Here is a 25638-nt window from a genome sequence, read left to right on the forward strand (position 1 = left end):
ATCACGCATTCTTGCGGAAACGCAGAAGGTGTGAATTCCAAGCCCGTCCTATTTCAGACAATTGGATTGTGGCCCCTTTACGAGCGCTTCAGAACTTCATTCCAATTTTAGTTTTGTGAACTAGGGTGTTTTAATGCCGGCGCATGAAAGGCAGATGTCAGGAAGGATCGCGCCAGGGCGCGTGCTTCCGCGCGCCCTGCTTTTCGCCATGATGTGCTCGACCGCGCTGGTCGCCGAATCAAGATCCGCGGCTGCGTTCGAGCTTTTCGGCATCAAACTGTGGGGTTCCTCCAACGACGAGGACGCCGATATCGTCGATCCGCTGCGCTACGCCGTGACCATCTCCGCCCCCGATGCCGACAAGGATCTCGTCAAGAAGCTCGAAAACGCCTCGGCGCTGAAAAGCGACGAGGATCGGCCGGTCTCGGGCTCGCTTGGGCTGATGGCCAAGGCGCGCAGCGACCGCGAACAGCTCGTCGCCGCGCTTTATGCCGATGCCCGCTACGAAGGCGTGGTCACCATCACCATCGACGGCAAGCCGCTCGACGAATTGCCGCCGGACGCCGAATTCAAGGGCCCGCAGCCCATTCCGGTGGTCGTCAACATCGCCGCCGGCCCCAAATTCACCCTTGGCACGATCAGGCTTGAAGGCGACGCGGCGGGTCTGATGAGCGCCGATTACGGCCTGATCGCGGGCGGCGACGCCGGGTCCGGTGCGGTGCTGAAGGCCGAGGCGCTGATCGTGCGGACGCTGAAGGAGCAGGGCAGGCCGCTGGCCACGGTGACCGACCGGCAGATCGTCGCCGACCATGCCACCTCGACGCTCGACGTGACGCTGACGGTCGCCGCCGGACCGGTCGCCGGCTATGGCGCGACCACGGTTGAAGGCACCGAGAAGGTCGACCGCGACTTCACCGAATACATGACCGGGCTGAAGCGCGGCAAGCAGTACTCGCCGCAGGAGATCAGCGACGCGCGCGACAGGCTGCTTGCGCTCGAGGTCTTCAACAGCGTGACGTTCAAGGAAGCCGACAAGCTCGACGCCGACGGCAACATTCCGATCGGCGTCCAGGTCAGCGAGCGCAAACCGCGTTATTTTGGCCTCGGCGGCACCTTCTCCAACACCGAGGGGCTGGGCCTGGAAGGTTATTGGGGGCATCGCAACCTGTTTGGTCACGCCGAGAAGCTGCGCATCGACGGCGCCATCAGCGGCATCGGTAGCAACGATCTGTCCGAGCTGAACTACAATGCCGGCATCATGTTCGAGAAACCCGGCGTGATCGGCCCGGCGTCGAAATTCTTCGCCGGCATCAAGACGGTGCTCGAACATCCCGACGCCTACGACCATTTCTCGATCAAGGGCAGCACCGGCCTGTCCTACGAGCTGACCAAGAAGCAGACGGTGTCGGCCGAGTTCGCGCTCGACTACTCACGCATCCACGATGCCTTCGGCAAGCACAAATACCTGATCGCCAGCATCCCGCTGCAATATGTCTACGACAACAGGGACAATCGGTTGAACCCGACCAGGGGCTTCCGGGTGCTGGCCTATGCCGAGCCGAGCTACGATATTCTGAGCGGTGCCGCCTTCCTCAAGCTCAAGGGCGAGGGATCGGCCTATCAGTCGCTGGATACGGCTTCGAAATTCGTTCTGGCCGAACGCGTCGCGATCGGCTCGATCGTCGGCACCAGCCTGCAGAACGTCCCGGCCGACCGGCGCTTCTATTCCGGCGGTGGCGGCTCGGTGCGCGGTTATGCCTATCAGGGCATCGGCCCCAAGGACTTCACCGGCCAGCCGATCGGCGGCCTGTCCTTCTTCGAAACCTCGGTGGAGATGCGCATCGCCATCACCGACACGATCGGCATCGTGCCGTTCGTCGATGCCGGCACGGTATCGGAGAAGTCGGTTCCCAACTTCTCCGACGTCAAGGTCGGCGCCGGCGTCGGCCTGCGATATGTGACGCCGTTCGGGCCGCTGCGCATCGACGCGGCCGTGCCGCTCAACCGTGACCCCGGCGATCCGCGTTTCGGCATCTATGCCGGCATTGGCCAGGCGTTTTGACATGAAGACGGTCTGGCGCATCCTTCGCATTGTCCTCTACACGCTGCTGATCGTGGTCGCGGGCGCAATCGGTGCGCTCGTCGTGCTGACCAAGACCGAGCGCGGCCGCGACAATCTCGCCGGCATCATCTCGCGGCTCGCCTCGAGCGACGAGCGCAAGGTCACCGTCAGCGGCATCGACGGCATCTGGTCGGGCAGTCTCAGCGTCGACCATGTCGTGCTGGAAGACCGCAACGGCGCCTGGCTGGTGGCGCGCAAGGTGGCCGTCGACTGGTCGCCGACGGCGCTTTTGTCGAAAAGCTTCAGCGCCGAGCGCATCGCGGCCGAGCGCATCGAACTGGCGCGCCTGCCGGTGGCCGGCACGCAACAACAGCCGGCGCCGAGCGGCACGACGACGCTGCCGGTGTCCATCGACATCAAGCAGATCGACCTGCCGGAAATCGCGCTCGGCGAGCAACTGGCCGGCAGCGGCATCGCCGAGCTTGCGGCCAAGGGGTCGGTCAAGGCCGATGCCGCGCCGCTGGCGGTCGACACGGTGCTCAACGTCACCCGCCATGACGGCAAGCAAGGCAATGTCGATGCCAAAGTCCATTTCGCTCCGGCCGACAACAAGCTCGACCTCGACCTCAAGGCATCGGAGCCGGCCGGCGGCATCATCGCCAATCTGCTCAACCTGCCGGATGCGCCGCCGGTCGATATCGTCGTTTCGGGCACGGGGCCGCTGGCCAACTGGAGCGGTGTCGGCACCTTCCTCGTCGATCATCAGATCGTCACCCAACTCACCGGCCGCCATCAGCTGACCGACAAGGGCCACCACCTCGAAGCCAAGGGTGACGGTGACTTCGCTTCCTTCCTGCCGGAAAACCTGAAGCCGCTATTTGCCGGCAAGACCAGCTTCGACGTGGCGGGCACCGCCACTTCGGCCGGCGGTCTCAGTGTCGACCGGGCCAATGTCGAGAGCGACGCCGTGCACGGCACGGCGACCGGCATCGTCGATCCCGCCGGCGCCAGCGATCTCGCCGTCGAACTCGCCGCCAAGGGGCCGCCCGTGGTGATCAGCGTCGGCAGCAAGGCGCAACCGATTACACTGGCGATCAAGAATGCCACCGCCAGGGCGTTTGGCGACGGCAAGGCGCCGATCGTCGACATCGGCGCCTCCTTCGTTTCGATCGTCGTCGGCGGCACGCGGCTGGACGATCTGGCGGCGCAGGTACATTCCGACGGTTTCGACATCCAGAACCGCGCCGGGCCGGTCACGGTCAGGCTGGAGGCGGGCGGCTTGAAAACCGACGTCGCGACCTTGGCGCCGTTGATCACCGGGAAGGTCAATGTCGACCTGGCCGGGTCGGTCAGCAAGGACGCCATCGCCATCGATCAGGGCACATTGCGCTCCGATGCGGTCAACGCGTCGCTGACGGCCACGGTGGCGCTCGCCGATCTGTCGATGCAGCTCAAGATGAATGCCGATGCGGTGGCGACAGCTTTCCCGCCCCAGATCGCCTCGGTGCTCGGTGGACGCGTGAAGTTCTCGGCCGCCGCGACGCGCGATCCGCAAGGGGCGTTCGCCGCCAATTCGATCTCGCTCACGTCCGGTTCGCTCAGCGCCAGCGGCACCGCCAGCATGCAAGGCACCGACATCCAGGCCGATATCAAGGGCAAACTGGGCGACGTTTCGGTGCTGTCGCCGACGGTCGGCGTTCCGGTCGCTGGCGGCGTTGGTTTCGCGCTGTCGGCAAGTGGCGCCCTGACCGCGCCGGATTTCACCGTCTCCGCCGACAGCGACAGCCTGACCGCCTCGGGCCGCACGGTGAAGACGATCAAGCTGACGGCGAGCGGCAAAGCCGACATAGCAAACCCCTCCGCCGATATCTCGCTGACCGGTGCCGTCAACGACCAGCCGCTCGACGTCAAGGCGTCACTGATGACGAGCGAGGGCAAGCGTTCGATCAACGGCTTCCTGGTTTCGCTGGGCGACAACAAGGTCTCGGGCGACCTGGCGCTGGATGACAAGTTCATGCCCCTGGGCACGCTGACGCTCGCCGCGCCGGCAATCGACCAACTGGCGGCACTCGCCGGGCAAGCGGTAACCGGCGACATCAACGGCACCATCAACCTCGCCAAGGCGGGCGACGGGCCGTCCGTCGCGATCGACGCGAAGAGCACGTCGATCGCGCGAGGCGAGGTGACGGCCAAGGCGATCACCGTCAACGCGCTGGTCGCCAACTACCTCAAGGCGCCGGCGATCTCGGGTACTATAAAGGCCGAGGTGGTGACTTCGGGAGCCACCGAAATCAGCGGCATCGGCGTCGACCTGAAGCGTGACGGCGACTGGACCAATTTCACCGGCGGCGCGACGATAGCAGGCATCCCGGCGACCGCGGCAGGACGGGTCAAGATCGCCGAGGGTACCACGACCGTCGAGGTCGCCTCGGGCGAGGCCACGGTGCGTGGCATCAAGGCGGCCATCGCCCAGGCCTCGGCGCTGACCATCGCCAATGGCACGGCCAGCATCGAAAGACTGGCGCTCGATATCGGCGGCGGCTCGGTGACGCTGTCGGGCAGCGCCGGCCAGACTCTCGATCTCACAACGCAATTCTCCGCGCTGCCTGCCGCCCTTGCCAATGATTTTGCGCCCGGGCTCGATGCCGTGGGTACGCTCGGCGGTACAGCGCAGGTGACCGGAACGCCGGCTGCTCCAGAGGTCCACTTCGACGCGCAGCTTGCCGGCGTCGAGACCAGCCAGACCCGCCAGGCCGGGCTCGGACCGCTCGCTGTCGATGCAGCGGGCGCCTACACCATGGCCGACGGCGTCGCCCTCGATCATGCCACGCTTTCCGGCGACAAGATTTCCGGCACGGCCTCCGGCACCATCAATCCCAACGGCGCCAGCGATTTTGCGCTTGATCTCACTTCATCCGGCCCCAGCCTGCCGCTGACAGTCGGCAGCACCGAAAGCCCGGTCAGGATCGAGATCCGGTCCTTGTCGGCGAAAGTTGCGGGGGAAAGCACGAAAGCCCGCCTCGACGTGTCCGCGATCGTCCCTTCGATCGCCACCAGCCCGGCGAAGGTGGACGGTCTTGTGCTGGCGCTGCACTCGGACGCTTTCGATCTCAAGAACCGCGCCGGACCGGTTTCCGGCACGGTGTCGGCGGACAAGGTCGGGCTCGACAATCCCATGATCGCACCGCTGATCGCCGGCAAGATCACGGCCGCCCTCAGTGCCCGGCTGACATCGGATGCCGTCGCCATCGACAGCGGTTCGCTCGAGAGCGATGCACTCAACAGCCAGGTCGCCGGCCAGGTATCGCTGCGTGACGGCGCCGTCGACCTCAAGCTGAATGCGGACGCCCCGTCATCGGCCTTGCCCGCTGCGGCGCGCGGCATGCTTGGCGAACGTGCGCAAATCAGCGCCACGCTGAAACGCGACCCCAACGGCAGTATAAACATCGATGCGTTGAAGCTGACCTCTGGCGCGCTCACCGCCGGCGGGCAGGCGAGCCTTGCCGACAACAGGGTGGCGGCCGACATCAAGGGCGCGCTGAGCGACATCTCGCTGCTGTCGAAGGATGCCAGGGGCGCCATCGCCTTCGGGCTGAGCGCCCAGGGGCCGGCCACCGCACCCGACCTGTCACTGACCGTCGATAGCGACAGGCTGTCGGTGGCGGCGCGCGAGATCACTGGGCTGAGGCTCACGGCCACCGGCAAGGCGGATGCCGCCAATCCGGCGGCGAACGTGCAGTTGACCGGCAATGTCGCGGGTCAGGCCCTGCAAGGCAGTGCGGTGCTGGCGACGGCGGACGGCAAGAGCGCCATCAACCGCCTGCTCCTGTCGCTGGGCAAGAACAGGATTTCAGGCGATCTGGCGCTGGACGACAAGTTCGTGCCTGAAGGCACCATCTCGCTCGACCTGCCCGATATCGGCCCGCTCGCCGCACTCGCGCTGGAAAAGGCGGAAGGCGATGTGCAGGGCACCATCGCCTTCTCGAAGAACGGCGCAGCGCCCCAGGTCGCCGTCAAGGCGACGACCGCCTCGATCACGCGCGGCGATCTCCAGGCGAAAGCCGTTTCCATCGATGCGCTGATCGCCAACTATCTCGCCGCTCCGGTGATCTCGGGCAAGATTCGCGCTGACACCGTCACCTCGGGCGGCACCGTCATCAGCGGCATCGATGTCGATTTGAAGCGCGACGGCGACTGGACCGGCTTTTCCGGCGGGGCCACGGTGAAGGGCATTCCGGCCAAGGCCGCCGGCCGGGTGAAAGTGGCGAATGGCACGACGACCATCGAACTCGCTTCCGGCCAGGCGACCGTGCAGGGCATCAAGGCAGCCATCGCCCAGGCCTCGACGGTCAGTATCGCCAATGGCACGACGACGCTGGACCGGCTGGTGCTCAACCTCGGCGGCGGCACGGCAACGGTGACCGGCAAGGTTGGGCAAGCGCTCGACATCAACGCGGCGCTGGCGCGGGTGCCGATGTCGCTCGCCAACAGTTTCTCGCCCGGGCTCGATGCCGCCGGGTCGATTTCGGGCACGGTCAAGGTGACCGGTGCCCCAGCCAGCCCGGCTGTCGCCTTCAACATCGACGCGGCCGGCGTGCAGACGTCGCAGACCCGCGGCGCGGGTGTTGGTGCGGTGAGCGTTTCATCGTCCGGCACCTTTGCCGGCAACAAGCTGACCTTCAATGCCAATGTCAGCGACGGCGCCGGGCTTGGCCTCAAGGGTGGCGGCACGGTGACGACGGCGGGCACGCCGGCGCTGGCGCTCGATTTCAATGGCGGCGTGCCGTTCGGCATCCTCAGCCAGAAGCTTGCCGCGCAAGGCCTGTCGCTGACGGGAACCGCCAACGTCAAAGTCCAGGTGCGCGGCCCGGCGACATCGCCTGTCATCAGTGGCAGCGTCAGCACCTCCGGCGCGCGGCTGGTCGATGCGCGCTCGGGCCTTGCCGTCAACGATATCGCGGCCGACATCTCGATCGGCGGCGGCCTCGCCAGGATCAACCGGCTGACCGGAACGCTGTCGACGCGTGGCAGCCTTTCGGCCAGCGGCACGGTCGGCATCAATCCGGCGCAGGGCTTTCCGGCCGACCTGTCGATCAAACTCACCGACGGCCGCTACACGGACGGGCGCGTGGTGACCGCCAATCTGGGCGGCGACCTGACGATCAAGGGGCCGCTCGTTTCCGCTCCGGCGATCGCCGGCACCGTCAACCTCGCCAAGACCGTCATCACGGTTCCGGATAAATTGCCGGGCTCGCTCGCAGCGCTCGATGTCAAGCACAAGAACGCCCCCGGTGCGGTGCGGGCGCAGGACAAGGCGCTGCGCCCGGCGACGACCAGCGGCAAGAGCGGCGGCAGCGGCCTCGCGCTGGACGTCACCGTCAGCGCGCCAAACCAGATCTTCATCCAGGGCAGGGGCGTCGATGCCGAACTCGGCGGCTCGCTCAAGCTCACCGGCCCGGCCTCGTCGCCGCAAGCGATCGGCACCTTCACCCTGCAGCGCGGGCGGCTTTCGATACTCGGCAAGCGACTGACCTTCACCGAAGGCACGGTCGGCTTTTCCGGCTCGCTGGTGCCCTATCTCAACCTGACCGCGACAACGACCACGACCGGCGCAACCGTCACCATCGTGGTGTCGGGCGAGGCGACCAATCCGAAATTCACCTTCTCCTCGGTGCCGGCGCTGCCCGAGGACGAGGTGCTGGCGCAACTGATCTTCGGTCGCTCGATGTCGAACCTGTCGCCGCTGCAGATCGCGCAGCTGGCTGAAGCGGCGGGGCAACTGGCCGGCGTCGGCGGCTCGACGTCATTGCTTGAAAACCTGCGCAGCGCCATTGGCGTCGATGATCTCGACGTCACCACCGACGACAAGGGCGGCACCGCTGTCTCCGCAGGCAAGTACCTGAACGACCGCACCTATGTGACGATCCAGAAGGGCGACAAGCCAGGTTCGGGCAAGGCGACCATCGACCTCAATGTCGGTCGCGGCGTCAAATTGCGCGGCGAGGCGACGGACGCCGGCGAAGCCAAGGGCGGCATCTTCTATGAGAAGGAATACTGACGGTCTGGCCCTTCACCGTGGCCAGGACTGGCGCTGTCAGAAGCGAGGCAAATGTCTCAGTCTAATCGCCCGAAGAGATTTTGGCGGAATCTGGGCGCACTAGCAATTTTGCGTCAAGACTGTCGCTATCGCGCGTACCGCTCTCTTTTCAAAGTTGCACATTCGCTAACATGTTCCCAATCCAAGCCGTCTTTGACATCATGGCCTGGATGCGGAATGTTAATCGGCGGAAAGCCAACAATGGGAGTTAGTCATGACAATCTATAAGAGTAATGGCGACAGCGTTCCGGATCACATCCTGGCCATGGCCAAAGAAGCCAAGGCAGGAACGGTGGATCGCCGCGAATTCCTGGCGCTTGCCAGCGTCTTCGGCGCGTCGACGGCCATGGCTTACGGCCTGCTCGGCCTTGCCGCTCCGACCTCGGCCAAGGCCGAGGACGTGCAGGGCAAGAAGGGCGGCGTGCTGAAAGTCGCCATGTCGGTCAAGGATCCCAAGGATCCGCGCACCGCCGACTGGTCTGAGATTTCCAACGCGGAACGCCAGGCGCTCGAGCCGCTGGTGAAATACACGAAGGAATACACCTTCGCGCCGTATCTGCTGGCGAGCTGGGATATCAATGACGACGCCACCGAATACACGCTGCATGTGCGGCCTGGTGTCGAGTGGAACAACGGCGACAAGTTCACCGCCGACGACGTGATCTACAACTTCACCCGCTGGGCCGACAAGTCGGCGGAAGGCAACTCGATGCCGGGACGCCTTGGCAGTCTCGTCGACGACACGACCAAGAAGCTGCGCGAAGGTTCGGTCGTCAAGGTCGACGACATGACGGTCAAGCTCAAGCTGACCAAGCCCGATATCGCCATCATCCCGAACCTGTGCGATTATCCCGGCCTCATCGTGCACAAGACCTTCGACGAGAAGGGCGCGAACTTCAAGAACTGCCCGATCGGCACCGGCCCGTTCGAACTCGTTTCCTACGATGTCGGCCAGAAGGTCGTCTACAAGCGCCGCACGACCGGCAAGTGGTGGCAGGGCGAGGCCTTCCTCGATGGTGTCGAGTTCATCGACTACGGCACGGATCCGGCTGCTACGGTTTCGGCGTTCGAGTCGGGCGAAGTGCAGACCAACCATGAGACGACCGCCGACTACGTCAAGATTATCTCGGACGTCGGCGCGCCGGCTTCGGAAGTGGTGACCGCGGCGACCGTGGTCTCGCGCTTCAACGTCAATGCCAAGCCCTACGGCGACCAGAAGGTGCGTCAGGCGATGTGCCTGGCCGTCGACAATTCGGTGGTGCTCCAGCTAGGCTACGGCAATGCCGGCACGCCGGCGGAAAACCACCATGTCGCACCGATCCATCCGGAATACGTCGAGCTGCCCAAGATTCCGCGCGACATGGCCAAGGCCAAGCAGATGCTGACCGAAGCTGGCGTGATCGATTTCGAGCACGAGCTGATCAGCAACGACGAGGACTACCACAAGAACACCACGGACGCGATCGCGGCCCAGCTGCGCGAGGCCGGCATCAAGGTGAAGCGCACCGTGCTGCCGAGCTCGACCTTCTGGAACGACTGGACGAAGTATCCGTTCTCGGAAACCAACTGGAACATGCGTCCGCTTGGCATCCAGGTCATCGCCATCGCCTACCGCTCGGGCGAAGCCTGGAACGAGACGGCCTACGCCAATCCGGACTTCGACAAGAAGGTCAACGAGGCGCTCGGGATCGCCGATGCAGAGAAGCGCAAGGTGGTGATGAAGGAAATCGAGACGATGCTGCAGGAATCCGGCATCATCATCCAGCCTTACTGGCGCAAGCTCTACATCAACATCAAGCCCGAGGTGAAGAACCACTCGATGCACCCCACCTACGAGCACGATTTCGGCAAGGTCTGGCTCGATCAGGCGTGACCCACAGCTTGACGAATGCGAAGGGCGCACCGCCCCTCGCATTCGCGGGATCGCCGCCGTTGCATTCGTGCAGCGGCGGCGTGACGTTGCAAGGTTTTCGAAACAGGGTTGACCATATCTGACCCCAACCCGGCCGGCAGGGGGGCACAATGTTCTCATTCATAATCAGACGCGTCGGTACGATTCTGCTCACGATGCTGTGCCTGACGCTGGTCGTCTTCTTCCTCGTCAATCTCGAACCCAATCTGAAGAAGCTGGCGATCAGCCAGACCGAAATGCACACATCGGCCGAGCAACTCGAAAGCTGGCTGGTCAATCACGGTTATCGCCAGAACTTCTTCGTCCGCTATGGCCAGTGGCTGGGCGTGCTGCCCAAGCAGCCGATCACGGACCCGGCGACCGGCAAGACGACGCAGCGTTTCTCCTTCTGCAACGACCCCGCCGTGCCGACATTCTCGGGCGTGATCGAGGGCGATTTCGGCTGTTCGACCAAATTCAAGACCACGGTCGCGGCCAAGCTGTTTCCGGCGCTCGGGGCCACCGGCATCCTGATGTTCTGGGTGCTGGTCGTGATGGTGCCGGTCTCGCTGCTGATCGGGATTCTCGCCGGCATGCGCGAGGGTTCGCGCACCGATCGGGTGCTTTCGGTCGCCTCGATCGCCTCGACGGCAACGCCTGAATATGTGTCGGGCGTCATCTTCACCGTCATCTTCGCCTCGTGGCTCGGCTGGCTGAACGGTTCGGCGGCATCGGCGAGCCAGGGCATCACCTTCTATAATTTCACGCTGCCGGTGATCACGCTGGCGATCTACGGCATCGGCTACATCGCGCGCATGACGCGCGCCTCCATGGTCGAGGTGATGACGCAGCAATATATCCGCACCGCCCGGCTCAAGGGCCTGTCGTTCGGCAACGTGGTGGTCAAGCATGCGCTGCGCAACGCGCTGATCGCGCCCTTCACCGTCATCATGCTGCAGTTTCCCTGGCTGCTCACCGGCGTCGTCATCGTCGAGGTGATGTTCCGCTACCAGGGCTTCGGCTACACGCTGGTCGAGGCCGCCGGCAACAACGACATCGACCTTTTGCTCGGCTGTTCGCTGGTCTCGGTGTTCATCGTCCTGATCACGCAGCTCATTTCCGATGTCGGCTACGCGTTCCTCAATCCGCGCATCCGGGTTCAGTAGGGAGAAGGCGCAATGCAAGCTCAATATATCGGCGCCTCCACCATCATCCTCGAAGTGCTCTGGCGCTTCTGGCCGGTCTGGGTCGCGCTCGTCATCGTCATGGGGGCGAGCTTCCTCTACAAGAAGAAGCTGGCCCTTTACGGCCAGCTGTTCGATAGCGGCGTCGGCATCGCGGGCGTCTTCATCTGCTTGTTCTGGCTGTTCACGGCGATCTTCGCCTCGACCATCTCGCCCTTCGATCCGCTCGGCCAAATCCCGATCATGAAGGACACTTTGCCCGGCGCCATCGAACCGCAGTCAGGTCTCGTCTATCTGTTCGGCGGCGACAAGCTGGCGCGCGACGTGTTCTCGCGCATGGTCTATGGCAGCCAGATCGTGCTGATCATCGCACCCGCGGCGACCGGGTTCGCGCTGATGGTCGGCATCACGCTCGGGCTGCCGGCCGGCTATTACGGCGGCAAGATCGATTCCATCCTGTCGTTCCTGGCCAACCTCGTGCTGGCTTTCCCGGTGATCCTGCTGTTCTACCTGCTGGTGACGCCGGGTATCATGGACACGCCGATCCCCTATGCGCTGGCCGGCGTCTTCTTCCTGTTTCCGATCATCTTTTTCAGCGTGCTGTTCTGGACACGCTACAAGAACCGGCCGGACCGGATCTACATCCTGCTCGGGCTGACGCTCATCATAGGCGGCTGGATCTATCTCGGCCTTGTCTTCGACCGGGATCCGCTGAAGATCGTCCATATCGATCCCAACCAGCTCAACATATTCGTGGCCGTGGTGTTCGCCTCCAGTCCCGGCGTGTTCCGCATCGTGCGCGGCCTGGTGATGGACATCAAGACGCGCGACTATGTGGCGGCGGCGCAGACGCGCGGTGAATCGCCCTGGTACATCATGCTGTGGGAAATCCTGCCCAATGCGCGCGGACCATTGATCGTCGATGCCTGCCTGCGCATCGGCTACACCACGATCCTGCTCGGCACGCTGGGGTATTTTGGCCTCGGTCTTGCACCCGAGAGCCCGGACTGGGGCACGGCGATCAAGGATGCCAGCCGGCTGCTGCGCTCCTTTATCCATCCGGCGCTGCCGCCGACGATCGCGCTGATGAGCTTCGTGCTGGGGCTCAACCTGCTCGCCGATTCCCTGCGTGAGCAATCGATGAAGGATTGACGGTGGGATCCCAGATCCCACTTGGCTAAGAACTAGGATTGGAGCGACCCATGAACGAGGCAGTTCGAAATCCGGCTAATCCGACCAACGGGCCGATCATCGAGATCGAGAACCTGTCGATCTCCTTCTTCACCCGCAAGGGCGAGATACCGGCCGTCATGGATTTTTCCTGCACGGTCATGCCCGGCGAGGCGATGGGCATCGTCGGTGAATCCGGCTGCGGCAAGTCGACCGTGTCGCTCGGCATCATGCGCGACCTCTCCAACATCGGGAAGATCGTCGGCGGCAAGATCAAGTTCCAGGGCAAGGACATGGGCGAGCTCTCCGACGAGGAGCTGCGCGCCATCCGCGGCAACAAGATCGCCATGATCTACCAGGAGCCGATGGCGAGCCTCAATCCGGCAATGAAGGTCGGCCAGCAGCTGATGGAAGTGCCGCTGATCCACGACAAGGTGTCGAAGGAAGAGGCCTATAAGCGCGCGCTGGAAATGGTGCGCTCGGTCAAGCTTCCCGATCCCGAGCGCATGATGCGCTCCTATCCGCACCAGCTCTCAGGCGGCCAGCAGCAGCGCATCGTCATCGCCATGGCGCTGCTGTCGAAGCCGGCGCTGCTTTTGCTCGACGAGCCGACCACGGCGCTCGACGTGACGGTGGAAGCGGGCATCGTCGATCTGGTCAAGGGGCTGGGCGAGAAGTTCGGCACCTCGATGATCTTCGTGTCGCACAATCTTGGCCTGATCCTGGAAACCTGCGACCGCATCACGGTGATGTATTCGGGCGAGGCGGTTGAGACCGGCAAGATCAAGGATGTGTTCGACCGGATGCGCCATCCCTATACGCAAGGGCTGTTCCGCTCGATCCCGCTGCCGGGTGCGGACAAGAATTCGCGGCCGCTGATCTCGATCCCGGGACAATTGCCGCTGCCGCATGAGCGGCCGAAGGGCTGCAATTTCGGCCCGCGCTGCCACCATTTCGTCGAGGGCGTCTGCAACGCGGCCGAAATCCCGATGGTCGAGGTCGCGGGCCACGAAGGCCATTTCTCGCGCTGCGTGCGCTTCAACGAAATCGACTGGGAAGCCCTGCCGCCCGGCGCCAAGAAGGTCAACGAGCGCGTCGTGCCCGGCGCGCCGGTGCTCAAGATCGAGGATCTCAGGAAATACTACAAGGTCGGCGGCAGCGAGGTGTTCGGCTCGAGCGAGGGCCGTGTCGTCAAGGCCAACGAGACGATCTCGTTCATGGCGCGCGAGTCCGAGACCGTCGCCATCGTCGGCGAGTCCGGCTGCGGAAAGTCGACGCTGGCCAAGGTGCTGCTCGGGCTGGAGACGGCGAGTTCCGGCAGCGTGACGCTGGGCAACAAGGAAATCCAGTCGACCGGCATCGAGAGCCGCAGCGTCGACACCGTGTCCTCGATCCAGATGGTGTTCCAGAACCCATTCGATACGCTGAACCCCAGCCATTCGGTCGGTTCGCAGATCATCCGCACGCTCGAGAAATTCAATGTCGGCAAGACGGTCGCCGACCGGCGCAAGCGCATGCTGGAACTGCTCGACCTGGTGAAGCTGCCGCGTGCCTTCGAGACGCGCAAGCCGCGCCAGCTTTCGGGCGGCCAGAAGCAGCGCATCGGCGTGGCGCGTGCCTTTGCCGGCGATGCCAAGGTGGTGGTGGCGGACGAGCCGGTGTCGGCGCTCGACGTGTCGGTGCAGGCGGCGGTGACCGAACTCTTGATGGACATTCAGCGCAAGAACAAGACCACGATGCTGTTCATCAGCCACGATCTTTCCGTGGTGCGCTACATCGCCGACCGCGTCGTCGTCATGTATCTGGGCTATATCGTCGAGCAAGGCACGACCGACCAGATCTTCGCGCCGCCTTACCATCCCTATACCGAGGCGCTGCTGTCGGCGATCCCGATCGCCGACACAAGTGTGATCAAGAAGCACATCGTACTCGAAGGCGACATCCCGTCGGCGATGAACCCGCCATCCGGCTGCCCGTTCCAGACACGCTGCGGCTACAAGAAGCTGGTGCCGGACAATCTGTGCGAGACCAAGGTACCGCCGGTCAAGCATCTGGGCGATGGCCATATGAGCCTATGCTGGCTTTCCGACGATGTGCTTGCGACGATGGAGCCGGTGATCAAGTTCGACAAGGAACATGCCGCCCACGAAGGCGTTCCGGACGACGCGCCGCATGGCGAGGGTCCAGGATTTGCCGGCACGCCGCCGAAGCGTCCGCGCGGCAAGAAGCCGAGCTGACCAGCACAGGGGCAATATCGCTTGCTGGTGCATTGCTCCGCAGCTTCGTCACATCTCATATGTGTCAAGGGACGACAGGCGACGTTCCCTTGAATATCTCCGTCCACTGCCTTATGTGATGCGTGATGTTTGATGCGCGGCAAGGAGACGTATTGTGAGAACGACGCTTGCAATCGATGACGATGTCCTCCTTGCAGCCAAGGCCATGGCGCGGCAGCAGGATCGCAGCATTGGCGAGGTCATTTCCGATCTGGCTCGCCACTCGCTGCGCAGGCCGCAGGCTGGCGGCGAACGCAACGGTATCCCGTTACTTTCGTCGCGGTCCGACGGCCCGATAGTCGATCTCGAAATGGTCAATGCGCTTCGCGACGAACTGCCGTGACCTTCCTGTTCGACGTCAATGTCTTGATTGCCTTGATCGATCCGGCTCATGTCGCGCATGAAGATGCCCATCGGTGGTTCCAATCCACAGGGCATTTGTCATGGGCTACATGTCCCATTACCGAAAATGGTGTCATCAGGATTTTGAGCAACCCGAAATACCCCAATTCTCCGGGTTCGCCCGCTGTCGTTGCGCAGATTGTGGGCAAGTTGCATGCCCTTGCAGGACATCAGTTCTGGGCGGACAACATCAGCCTCGTCAGCTTCAGCGACATTGATGCATCCAGGATCCTAACCTCGGCACAAGTAACAGACAGTTATCTGCTGGGGCTGGCCAAGGCGCGCGGCGGCAAATTGGCGACCTTTGATCGAAAGCTGTCGACGGCGGCGGTAAAGGGAGGCAATACGATCCTCCATCTGATCCCGAGCGAATGAATCGCTGAGGTCTATCGCGACCCCAGGGCAATCTCGCTTTTCCGTAGCGGCAGCTGATTTCACTTGGCCGTGAAATGCCCCGGCAAAGTCAATTGCCGCATTGCTGCAACTGAACGGCGTAATCGCGGGCCATTTTCTCCGTGGCCCGGGCATAGCCCTGGACGCCGGCGTCGCCACGGTTGCCGCGGCCATAGGCGGTCCAGCCGAGATAATAGGCGAGATAGAGATTGTAGGTGTCGTTGCGCGCGACGCCGAACGTGTCGGCGGTCTTGGAATGGTACCAGCCGACGAAATCGACGGCGTCGGCGAATTTCGTCCGCCGTGCCGCCCAGTTGCCGGTTTCGTTCTGATATTGCGACCAGGTGCCGTCCAGCGCCTGGGAGAAGCCGGTGGCGGACGAGACGTGCTTCCACGGGATGAAGCCGAGAAGCTTGGTGCGTGGCGGCCGGGCGTTGCTCTTGAAGCCGGATTCCTTGCGCACCGTCGCCATCAGCACGGGCACGGGTACGCCGTATTTCTGCTGCGTGCGCTCGGCCGCCGACTGCCAATTGTCGAACCACCCGTCATTCTGGTCGAAGACGGCGCAGACATTGTTGATGCGGCTGGGCGCCGTCGCGCAGGCCGAAAGCGCCAGCAGCACGCCAATCGCTACAATTTTACTAAAACTCGACCTGCCCATCGGCAGATCAATAGGCCGAAATCATAAAGGGAATCTTGCTGTGTCCGTTAACGCCTCATCGGCGCGAGCGCTTCGGAAAATGCCATATTGAAAATCCGACTTGTTCTGTCGCTTTTTCTAAATTCCTATTGCAGCAATGCCGCCTTGGCTAAAATCACGCCCGCAAACGGCGTATTTCTGACAGCTTGGCCGGTTTGCCGAGGCTTTGATGCCGGCATGAACGAACCAAGACGCAAACGCGGCGCCGAGCGCACTAGCAACCGGGGGCCGGCGCCCATTCCACAGTTGCCGCTCAGGCGCGTCGTTAATCCCTATCCGCCTATGGCCTTGCTGTCTCCAGACCAGATCGAGGCGATCTATCAGGCCTCGATGCATATACTGGAGAATTTCGGCATCGAGGTGATGAGCCCGCGGGCGCTGGCGCTTTTCGAGAAAGCCGGCGCCAGGGTCGACCACGCCTCGGCCAATGTCCGCATCGATCGCGGCATGGTCGACGAAGCGCTGAGGACGACGAGATCCAGCTACACGCTGACACCGCGCAACCCGACCAATGCCATTCATCTCGGCGGCAATACCATCAATTTCACACTCGTCGCGGGGCCGCCCAATGTGCATGACATGGAGCGTGGCCGCCGGGCGGGCAATCTGCGCGACTATGCGGATCTCACACGGCTGGCGCAGCATTTCAACTGTGTCCACATGCTCGGCAACCAGGTCTGCGCGCCGGTCGAGCTGCCGGCGAATTCGCGTCATCTCGACACTTATTTCACCAATCTGACCCTGACCGACAAGAGTTTCCATGTCTCGGCGATCGGCCGGGGCAGGGCGCTGGACGGCATAGAGATGATGGCAATCGCGCGCGGGCTGACGCTGGACCAGATGGCTGACGACCCGGGCATCGCCACCATCATCTCGGTCAACTCACCGCGACGCTTCGACGAGATGATGGCTGAGGGGCTGATGACGATGGCCGAGTTCGGCCAGTCGGTGGCGGTGACGCCGTTCACGCTGATGGGGGCGATGAGCCCGGTGACGCTGGCCGGCGCGCTGGCGCAGCAGAATGCCGAGGCGCTGTTCGGTGTCGTCCTGACTCAGCTCGTGCGTCCCGGCGCACCGGTCATGTATGGCGCCTTCACCTCCAATGTCGACATGAAGTCGGGTGCGCCGGCCTTCGGCACGCCGGAGAACACCAAGGCCAACATCGCCTCGGGACAGTTGGCGCGGCGCTATGGGCTGCCATACCGCACAACACCGGGCTCGGCCTCAAACGCCGCCGACGCGCAAGGCGCCTACGAGACGCTGATGGCGCTGTGGGGCGCGGTCCTCGGCCACGGCAATCTCGTCTACCACGCCGCTGGCTGGCAGGAGGGCGGGCTGACGGCGTCGTTCGAAAAGTTCATCATCGATGTCGAGATGATCCAGCACATGATGGAGTTCCTGCGCCCGATCGTGGTCGACGAGGCCGAGCTTGCCATCAAGGCGCTGGGCGCGGTGCCGACCGGCGGCCATTTCTTCGGCGAGCCGCATACGCTGGAGCGCTATGCGACGGCCTTCTACCAGCCGATGCTATCCAACTGGCAGAATTTCGAAGCCTGGCAGGAGGCCGGCGGGCTCGACGCCACCGCGCGTGCGACGCGGCTGTGGAAGAAGGCGCTGGAAGATTATGTCGAGCCGGCGATGGATATCGCCGTGCGCGAGGCGCTGGAGGCCTATGTGGCCAGGCGCAAGGAAGCGATCGGGCAGGGCGAACCGTGATTTTGTCAACATCGGCGCGCGGCGCTGCCTTTTCGATTCACTTTGTCTCTTCAATCCATTGAAATTACGAGAAAACCCATGAAATCGCATGCAAAGGTCGTGGTCATTGGCGGTGGCGTCGTCGGCTGCTCGATGTTGTTCCATCTTGCCCGCCACGGCTGGACCGATGTGGTGCTGCTTGAGCGCGACGAACTGACTTCGGGCTCGACCTGGCATGCGGCGGGCGGCATGCACACCATCAATGGCGATCCCAACGTCGCCAAGCTGCAGAAATACACGATCAACCTCTACAAGGAGATCGAGGAGCTTTCCGGCCAGGCGACCGGCGTGCACCTGACCGGCGGTGTGCTTCTGGCGGCGACCGAGGCGCGGCTCGACTGGCTGCGCGGTGTCGTTGCCAAGGGCCGCTATCTCGGCATCGATCTCGAGGAAATCTCGCCTAAAGAGGCGGCCGAACTGATGCCGCTGCTCGACCCAAAGCAGTTCGTCGGCGCCGTCCGCAACAAGGAGGATGGCCACCTCGACCCCTCGGGCGTCACCCACGCCTATGCCAAGGCGGCGCGCAAGCTGGGCGCCGAGGTCGAGCGCTTCACCAAGGTCGAGGACATCGTGCGGCGGCCCGACGGGATGTGGCGCGTCATCACCAACAAGGGCGAGGTGGTGACCGAGCATGTCGTCAATGCCGGTGGCCTGTGGGCGCGCGAGGTCGGCCGTATGGTCGGGCTGGAGCTGCCGGTACTGGCCATGGAGCACATGTACCTGATCACCGAGGACATGCCGGAGGTCGCCGCATGGAACCAGAAAACCGGCACCGAAATCATCCATGCAGTGGATTTCGACGGAGAGCTCTACCTGCGCCAGGAGCGCGGCGGCATGCTGATGGGCACCTACGAGAAGGCCAACAAGCCTTGGTCCGAATACCAGACGCCGTGGAACTTCGGCCACGAGTTGCTGGAACCGGATATCGATCGCATCGCGCCGTCGCTGGAAGTCGGCTTCCGGCATTTCCCGGCCTTCCAGAACACCGGTATCAAGCAGATCATCAATGGCCCCTTCACCTTCGCGCCGGACGGCAACCCGCTGGTCGGGCCGGTGCGCGGCCTGCCCGGTTTCTGGGTTGCCTGCGGTGTCATGGCGGGCTTCTCCCAAGGCGGCGGTGTCGGCCTGGCGCTGTCGAACTGGATGATCGAGGGCGATCCCGGCGCCGACATCTGGGCGATGGATGTCGCGCGCTACGGCGACTGGGCGACGATGGCCTACACCAACGCCAAGGTGCGCGAAAACTATTCCAGGCGCTTCTCGATCCGCTTCCCCAATGAGGAATTGCCGGCCGGGCGGCCGCTGAAGACGACGCCGGTCTACGACCTTCTGTCGGCCAAGGGCGCGCAGTTTGGCGTTGCCTACGGGCTGGAGGTGCCGCTGTGGTATGCGCCTGAAGGCGTCAAGGACGAGTTCTCCTGGCGGCGTTCCAGCGACTTTACCCATGTTGCCGGCGAAGTCGCCGCGGTTCGCGACGGCGTTGGACTGTCGGAGATTTCGAGCTTCGCCAAATACACGGTGACCGGCGAGGGGGCGGCCGCATGGCTCGACCGCATGCTTGCCTGCAAACTGCCCAAACCCGGCCGCATGACGCTGGCGCCGATGCTGAAGCAAGACGGCAGGCTGATCGGCGATTTCACGCTGGCCAATCTGGGCGGCGATGGCTGGTTCCTTGCCGGCTCCGGCATTGCCGAGCAGTATCACATGCGATGGTTCGAGGCGCATCTGCCCGGGGATGGTTCGGTTCGCATCGAGGCGCAGGGAGCGAAACTCACCGGCCTTGCGATTGCCGGGCCGAAGGCGAGGGATGTGCTGGCCAAGGTCAGCCGCGCCGACGTGTCCAACACGGCGTTTCCGTTCATGGCCGTCGCAAAAATGGATATCGGCATGGCGCCGTGCCTGGTCGGCCGCGTCAGCTACACCGGCGATCTCGGCTACGAGATCTGGGTGGCGCCGGAATACCAGCGTGCCGCATTCAACGCGTTGATGGCGGCCGGCGAGGAATTCGATATCGGCCTGTTCGGCTCGCGGGCGCTGAACGCCTTGCGGCTGGAGAAGAATTACGGCTCATGGGGGCGCGAATACCGGCCGATCTACGGACCGCTGGAAGCCGGGCTCGACCGCTTCGTCGCCTACGGCAAGGAGGCGGACTTCATCGGCAAGGCGGCGGCGCTGGCCGAGCGCAAGCAAGGCGGCAAGTTGCGGCTGCGCGCCTTCATCGTCGATGCCGACGACGCCGACGTCATCGGCGACGAGCCGATCTGGTTCGGCGGTGCCGTGCGCGGCTGGGTGACGTCGGGCGGCTATGCGCATCACTCGAAAAAGTCGGTCGCCGTCGGCTATGTGCCGAAGGAGATCGCCGAGGAGAGTGACGGCTTCGAGATCGAGCTGTTGGGCAAGCGCCACGCTGCGCGCATGCAGGCCACGCCGCTGTTCGATGCGAATTTCGAGCGGATGCGGGGGTGAAATCCACCCCCTTGTCGCGCATCAAGCGTTGCGGCGATTGTCCAACGCGAACGCGCCGGGGCCGGCAAAGAACAGATAGAGGAAGATGAAGCAGAAGGAGATCGCCGCATCGCCGCCATTGTTGACCGGGAAGAAATCGCGCGGCATGTGCGCCATGAAATAGGCGATCGCCATCTCGCCGGCCAGGAGGAAGGCAACGGGCCGAGTGAATAGGCCGAGTGCCAGCAGGATGCCGCCGGCGAATTCGAGGATGGCGGCGGTCGTGGACAGCCCGGAGAGGGCGTGGGGATCGGCGCTGACTGGGAAGTTGAACAGTTTCTGGCTGCCATGCTCGATGAACTGCAGGGCGGTCATGATGCGCAACACGCCGAGCGCCTGCCGCTGGTATCTGGAGAGGCTTTCGAAAAGCTTCATGATGACTCCATTTTTCAGTCCGCCCGGCCATAGATTATCAGCCGGCGATGAACCATTCACTTCCCGTGGCACGCCATCAACAATGGGTGACTGGTAATGTTCCCCAGTTTGATCCTTCATATTGTTCCCGCAAGGGTTGCATTCCTATCGCCATGGTTGTATTAGCGTGAACAGTGTAAAAATGAGGGTTCCCTTTGCCATGGAAAAAGTCGTCGTCAGCCTCTTCGCTCTCCTTGCAGGAACCAGCTTCGCCATGGCCGAGGACGCCGGCTGCGAGGCCTTCAAATGGCCGGTGACGCGGGAACAGGCGCTGTTTGCCGCGCCACCTGCGATACCCTCAGGCGCGCCCCTGGCGGTCGGTGCCGCGGCGGACCTGGGGCTGGTGCCGGTCGAGAAGGCCGGCTTTACGCTGCCGCCCGAACGTGCCCCGGCACAAGGCACGTTCGGCGCTGTCGCCAGCGTGGAGGTGCCGCCGGACGGGGTCATACAGATAAGCCTGTCGGGCGAGGCCTGGGTCGATGTCATTCAGGACGGCCACGCCATCAAATCGGCTGGCTATAGTGGCGTGAAAACCTGCCCCGCCATCCGCAAGAGCGTGCGCTTCAAGCTTACGCCCGGTCCGGCCACCGTGCAGTTCAGCGGAGCGAAAAAGGCTGAGTTGAAGGTTGCGGTGCTGACGCCGGAGTGACCTTACGAAAGGTCGTTCAACAATAGCAGGAGTCTGCGGGACAGTGCCCCCTCTGTCCTGCAGGACAGAGGGGGCAACAAGGGGGTGCTAGCCTTCAGAAGTTGGCAAGTTTCCGTATGCAGCGCTTACCGTACCGGCGCCATCAGTGCGAAATGCGCGCCTTGCGGATCCTGGCATTGCACGATCCAGCTGCCGCCGGGGACCTCCATCGGCCCCATCAGGATCTTGCCGCCATTGTCGGTGACGCGTTTGGCCGCCGCGTCGATGCCGGTGACGTTGAAATAGAACTGCCAGACCGGCACCGGGATCTGCTGCGGCTTGTTCATGATACCGCCGCCGGATTCGGGGCCGGCCGTGAAGGTCTGGTAGGTACCCATCGGACCCATGTCGAAGTCGCCGGCATTGGCCCAGCCGAACTGGTCGGAATAAAAATCGAACGCCGCCTTCCAGTCGCTGGTGTAGAGCTCGTGCCAGCCGATATGGCCCGGCGTGCTGGCCGGCACGACAGGCTGGTCGGGGCCGTTCGGCTGCAGGAACATGAAGGTCGCGCCCTGCGGGTCGGCAACGACGGCAAAGCGGCCAACGCCTGGAATGTCGTCGGGCTGGCGATGAACGGAGCCGCCTGCTTTCTCCAGCGATGCCGTGGAGGCATCGACATCCGTTGTATGAATATAGCCGAGCCAGGCCGGCGGCATGCCCATCTTGGCCGCATCCTCGGGCAGCGTCATCAGGCCGCCGACGCCACGCTCACCGACATTCATGACGATGTAGCGCGGCATGCCGGGAGCCGCGTCGAAGGGCTGCGCCGTCCAGCCGACAACCTTGGTGTAGAAGGCCTCGGCTGCATCGAGGTCTGATGTCATCAACTCGTACCAGAAGAAGGGCATCGGGGATTTTGGCATTTCGGGTCTCCTCACCTTTGCGTCGATCGTCGTCCGATCCATCCTAGGACGATCTTCACGACGGAAATCCGACACCCGCCCGAACAACAATGTCTTTAGATGCCAGGCGTTCCCCGGTTGCGCATCCGGCGGTTTTCGATTTCTCTGCGGTGACGAGGGGGTTGTCGTCCATGCGCCTTATGTCGCTTACGCCCGAGCTTGTCGCGCTGTGCCATCGGGAAGAGGCCGATCCGGGTCCCGATCCGAGCTGGACCGAGATGAACGACGGTGACTTCCGGACCCTTGCCTTGCGGCTCTCCGACGAGGCGGACGAGGGACCGCTGTGGGTGTTCGCCTATGGGTCGCTGATCTGGAAACCGGAATTCGAATCCGTCGAACAACGGCTCGCCACGGCCTATGGCTGGCACCGTTCGTTCTGTCTCGACATGGTGCGTTGGCGCGGCAGCGCCGCGCAACCGGGATTGATGATGGCGCTCGAACGGGGCGGACGCTGCAACGGCGTGATCTGCCGCTTGCCGGAGGGCGAGAAACCGGCTCAGATCGAAAGACTGCTGCGGCGCGAGATCAATGATCATGAGAGCGTCAGCTCTGTCAGGTGGCTGCCCGTGCATACGCCGCAAGGCGCGCTGCGGGCGCTCGGCTTCTGGGTCGGCGTGAAGGGCAGAGGTACGTCGCTGAGCCAGCCGCTGGACAGGGTGGCAAGCGTGCTGGCCAGGGCCTGTGGGCATATCGGCTCGGGAGCCGAATATCTCTACAATACCGTCAGCCATCTCGAAGCGTTCGGCATTCATGATCGCAATCTGTGGCGATTGCAGGAACTGGTCGCGGACGAGGTCCGGATCATCCATGCTCGGGCCCTCGATCCAGCCAGCTCGGTCATCCGGCAAGAGCAGCCACTCAAGTCATAACATGAGTAAAAAAATCATATTATTACTCAGCCTTTTCAGTCTCTTGCGCCGAAAATTGACCAATTGATAAAAAAATAAAACGTGCTAGCCTTCCCCAAAACGAAAAACATGGGGAACTGACGATGCCAGAAGGCCAGTTCAAAGAGGGTATTGCCGGCGGCCGCCTTCAGGCCGACCAGTATGCGGACAATTTTTCCGACCTGCATCCACCGCTCGATCACCATGAGGCGCTGGTCGAATCCGATCGCTGCTATTTCTGCTACGACGCGCCGTGCATGAACGCGTGTCCGACCTCGATCGACATCCCGCTGTTCATCCGCCAGATCTCGACCGGCAATCCGATCGGCTCGGCCAAGACCATCTTCGACCAAAACATTTTGGGCGGCATGTGCGCCCGCGTCTGCCCGACCGAGACGCTGTGCGAAGAGGTCTGCGTGCGCGAGGTGGCGGAGGGCAAGCCGGTGCAGATCGGCCGCCTGCAGCGCTACGCCACCGATGTCGCGATGGCCGAGAACAAGCGGTTCTATCCGCGCCCCACGCCGACGGGCAAGACGATTGCCGTGGTCGGCGCCGGGCCTGCCGGCCTCGCCGCCGCGCACCGGCTCGCCCGTCACGGCCATGACGTGACCATCCTGGAGGCACGGCCGAAGGCCGGCGGCCTCAACGAATACGGCATCGCCGCCTACAAGAGTGTCGACAATTTCGCCCAGGCCGAAGTCGACTATGTCACTTCGATCGGCGGCATCGACATCCAGAACGGCAAGGCGCTCGGCCGCGACTATCAGCTCTCCGACCTGATCCGCAATTACGACGCGGTGTTCCTCGGCATGGGGTTGGGCGGCGTCAATGCGCTGCGCGCCGATGGCGAGGACGCCGACGGCGTCACCAATGCGGTGGAATTCATCTCCGAACTGCGCCAGGCCAGCGACCTCTCGAGCCTGCCGGTCGGCCGGCGCGTGGTCGTCATCGGCGGCGGCATGACGGCGATCGATGCCGCCGTACAGTCGAAGCTGCTCGGCGCCGAGGAGGTGACGATCTGCTACCGGCGCGGCCAGGAGCATATGAACGCCTCCGAGTTCGAGCAGGATCTGGCCGCCGCCAACGGCGTCACCATCCGCCACTGGCTGCAGCCGAAGCGGGTGGTTGCCAATGGCGGCAAGGTCAGTGCCATCGAACTCGAATACACCGCCATGAACGGCGACAAGCTTGCCGGCACCGGCGAGACGCTGACGCTCGTTGCCGACCAGGTATTCAAGGCGATCGGCCAGAGCTTTGTCCCGACCGCTCTCAACGGCAGCGGCGCATCGATCGAGCTCGAAGCCGGCCGCATCAAGGTCGATGCGGAAGGGCGGACCTCGCTGGCCAAGGTCTGGGCAGGCGGCGACTGCATTTTTGGCGGCGACGACCTGACCGTCTCGGCCGTGGCGCAAGGCCGCGATGCGGCGGAGAGCATCAACAGGAACCTGACGCAGGGATAGGGATCATGGCCACAGTGGAACCGGGCATCGCCCGTCACTACGAGATATCTGGCCTGGAGCAGCGCATCCTTGCCGCGCTCGCCGATATGGGCGTGGACGTCGCCCATCTGAGCGTCAGCGATCTCGAAGCGATCGATGAATTTCACATCGGTGGCGTGGCAGCCACCAGGGAACTCGTCGATCAGATGGGTTTGAAGCCGGCTGGCAGGCTGCTTGACATCGGATCGGGTATAGGCGGCCCGGCCCGCTTTGTCGCCAACAGTGCCGACGCCGATGTCACCGGCATCGACCTGACGCAGAGCTATGTCGACGTCGCGACCAGCCTGTCGAAGCGCACGGGAATGGCGGACAGGACGCACTTCGTCCAAGGCAGCGCACTGGACATGCCGTTCGGCAATGCCAGCTTCGATGCGGCAATGATCCTGCATGTCGGCATGAACCTTCCCGACAAGGCGAAGCTGATGAGCGAGGCCGCCCGTGTGCTGCGGCCGGGCGGCGTCTTTGCCGTCTACGATGTGATGCGGCTCAAGCCCGGCGCACTGACGTTTCCACTGCCATGGGCATCGGACGAAACCATGTCCTTTGTCGCCACGCCCGACGACTATCGATCGGCCGCCACCACCGCGGGCTTCTCGGTGACGTCGGAACGGCCACGCGGCGCCTTTGCCGTCGAATTCTTTGCCACGATGCGCGCACGGATGGCTGCCGCTCAGGCCGACGGCACAAAGCCGCCGCCTGGTGTTGGCCTGATCATGGGCGGCGATGCCCGCACCAAGATCGCCAATATCACCGCCGCGCTTGAAGGTGGCATTCTTGCACCCGTGGAAATGCTCCTTCGTCTCGGTTGAAAGG

17 protein-coding genes are annotated in these 25638 nt (G+C 63.5%); 14 read left to right on the forward strand and 3 right to left on the reverse strand.

Annotated elements, in window-relative coordinates; genetic code table 11:
* Nucleotides 1-133: 133 nt before the first annotated feature.
* From AC0NIH_RS16005 to AC0NIH_RS16040, 8 genes are all read left to right on the forward strand, one after another.
* Nucleotides 134-2062 (forward strand): autotransporter assembly complex protein TamA, encoded by a 1929-nt coding sequence (locus tag AC0NIH_RS16005; RefSeq protein ID WP_023777976.1) that lies wholly within the window; start codon nt 134-136, stop codon nt 2060-2062.
* Between the two features lies 1 nt (nt 2063).
* The gene (locus AC0NIH_RS16010) at nt 2064-8120 is read left to right on the forward strand and encodes a translocation/assembly module TamB domain-containing protein (RefSeq protein ID WP_473469199.1); all 6057 of its coding nucleotides are present in this window, start codon (nt 2064-2066) and stop codon (nt 8118-8120) included.
* A gap of 253 nt (nt 8121-8373) precedes the next feature.
* A complete protein-coding gene (locus AC0NIH_RS16015; RefSeq protein WP_352714917.1) occupies nt 8374-10032 on the forward strand; it encodes an ABC transporter substrate-binding protein in 1659 nt (552 codons plus the stop codon).
* 149 nt (nt 10033-10181) lie between these two features.
* Entirely contained in the window at nt 10182-11216 is a 1035-nt protein-coding gene (locus tag AC0NIH_RS16020; protein ID WP_013894591.1) for an ABC transporter permease, read from the forward strand.
* 12 nt (nt 11217-11228) lie between these two features.
* Nucleotides 11229-12386 (forward strand): ABC transporter permease, encoded by a 1158-nt coding sequence (locus AC0NIH_RS16025; RefSeq protein WP_023765202.1) that lies wholly within the window; start codon nt 11229-11231, stop codon nt 12384-12386.
* A 50-nt stretch (nt 12387-12436) separates the two neighbouring features.
* Nucleotides 12437-14641, forward strand: coding sequence for a dipeptide ABC transporter ATP-binding protein (locus AC0NIH_RS16030; protein WP_473469202.1), 2205 nt, complete (start codon nt 12437-12439; stop codon nt 14639-14641).
* Between the two features lie 154 nt (nt 14642-14795).
* Nucleotides 14796-15023, forward strand: coding sequence for a hypothetical protein (locus AC0NIH_RS16035; RefSeq protein WP_023765200.1), 228 nt, complete (start codon nt 14796-14798; stop codon nt 15021-15023).
* Nucleotides 15020-15457 carry a TA system VapC family ribonuclease toxin gene (locus AC0NIH_RS16040; protein ID WP_473469204.1) on the forward strand — a complete coding sequence of 146 codons (438 nt, stop codon included), beginning with the start codon at nt 15020-15022 and terminating at the stop codon, nt 15455-15457. The genes AC0NIH_RS16035 and AC0NIH_RS16040 overlap by 4 nt, the downstream gene beginning before the upstream one ends.
* A gap of 88 nt (nt 15458-15545) precedes the next feature.
* Here AC0NIH_RS16040 and AC0NIH_RS16045 read toward each other — a convergent pair whose 3' ends face one another.
* Nucleotides 15546-16136: a transglycosylase SLT domain-containing protein gene (locus AC0NIH_RS16045; protein WP_023765198.1), complete on the reverse strand. Its 591-nt coding sequence runs from the start codon at nt 16134-16136 to the stop codon at nt 15546-15548.
* Nucleotides 16137-16352: 216 nt separating this feature from the next.
* On the opposite strand from AC0NIH_RS16045, the gene AC0NIH_RS16050 reads away from it, so the two are divergent.
* Complete coding sequence (locus AC0NIH_RS16050) at nt 16353-17891, forward strand: trimethylamine methyltransferase family protein (RefSeq protein WP_473469206.1); 1539 nt, start codon at nt 16353-16355, stop codon at nt 17889-17891.
* 78 nt (nt 17892-17969) lie between these two features.
* Nucleotides 17970-20396, forward strand: a complete 2427-nt coding sequence (locus tag AC0NIH_RS16055; RefSeq protein ID WP_473469208.1) for a GcvT family protein — start codon at nt 17970-17972, stop codon at nt 20394-20396.
* Nucleotides 20397-20417: 21 nt separating this feature from the next.
* On the opposite strand, the gene AC0NIH_RS16060 is transcribed toward AC0NIH_RS16055, so the two are convergent.
* The gene (locus AC0NIH_RS16060; RefSeq protein ID WP_473469211.1) at nt 20418-20810 is read right to left on the reverse strand and encodes a DoxX family protein; all 393 of its coding nucleotides are present in this window, start codon (nt 20808-20810) and stop codon (nt 20418-20420) included.
* Nucleotides 20811-21009: 199 nt separating this feature from the next.
* Here AC0NIH_RS16060 and AC0NIH_RS16065 point away from each other — a divergent pair, with 199 nt between their 5' ends.
* Nucleotides 21010-21498 carry a hypothetical protein gene (locus AC0NIH_RS16065; RefSeq protein WP_473469213.1) on the forward strand — a complete coding sequence of 163 codons (489 nt, stop codon included), beginning with the start codon at nt 21010-21012 and terminating at the stop codon, nt 21496-21498.
* Between the two features lie 125 nt (nt 21499-21623).
* Here the strand turns inward: AC0NIH_RS16065 and AC0NIH_RS16070 are convergent, their stop codons facing one another.
* Nucleotides 21624-22400: a VOC family protein gene (locus tag AC0NIH_RS16070; protein WP_473469215.1), complete on the reverse strand. Its 777-nt coding sequence runs from the start codon at nt 22398-22400 to the stop codon at nt 21624-21626.
* Between the two features lie 170 nt (nt 22401-22570).
* Here AC0NIH_RS16070 and AC0NIH_RS16075 point away from each other — a divergent pair, with 170 nt between their 5' ends.
* The 3 genes from AC0NIH_RS16075 (at nt 22571) to AC0NIH_RS16085 (ending at nt 25634) form a co-directional block, all read left to right on the forward strand.
* Nucleotides 22571-23308: a gamma-glutamylcyclotransferase gene (locus AC0NIH_RS16075; RefSeq protein WP_473469217.1), complete on the forward strand. Its 738-nt coding sequence runs from the start codon at nt 22571-22573 to the stop codon at nt 23306-23308.
* Between the two features lie 122 nt (nt 23309-23430).
* The gene (locus AC0NIH_RS16080) at nt 23431-24786 is read left to right on the forward strand and encodes an NAD(P)-dependent oxidoreductase (RefSeq protein ID WP_473469220.1); all 1356 of its coding nucleotides are present in this window, start codon (nt 23431-23433) and stop codon (nt 24784-24786) included.
* A 5-nt stretch (nt 24787-24791) separates the two neighbouring features.
* A complete protein-coding gene (locus tag AC0NIH_RS16085) occupies nt 24792-25634 on the forward strand; it encodes a class I SAM-dependent methyltransferase (RefSeq protein ID WP_473469222.1) in 843 nt (280 codons plus the stop codon).
* Nucleotides 25635-25638: the final 4 nt, after the last annotated feature.

The sequence above is a fragment of the Mesorhizobium sp. WSM1386 genome, assembly GCF_055901595.1.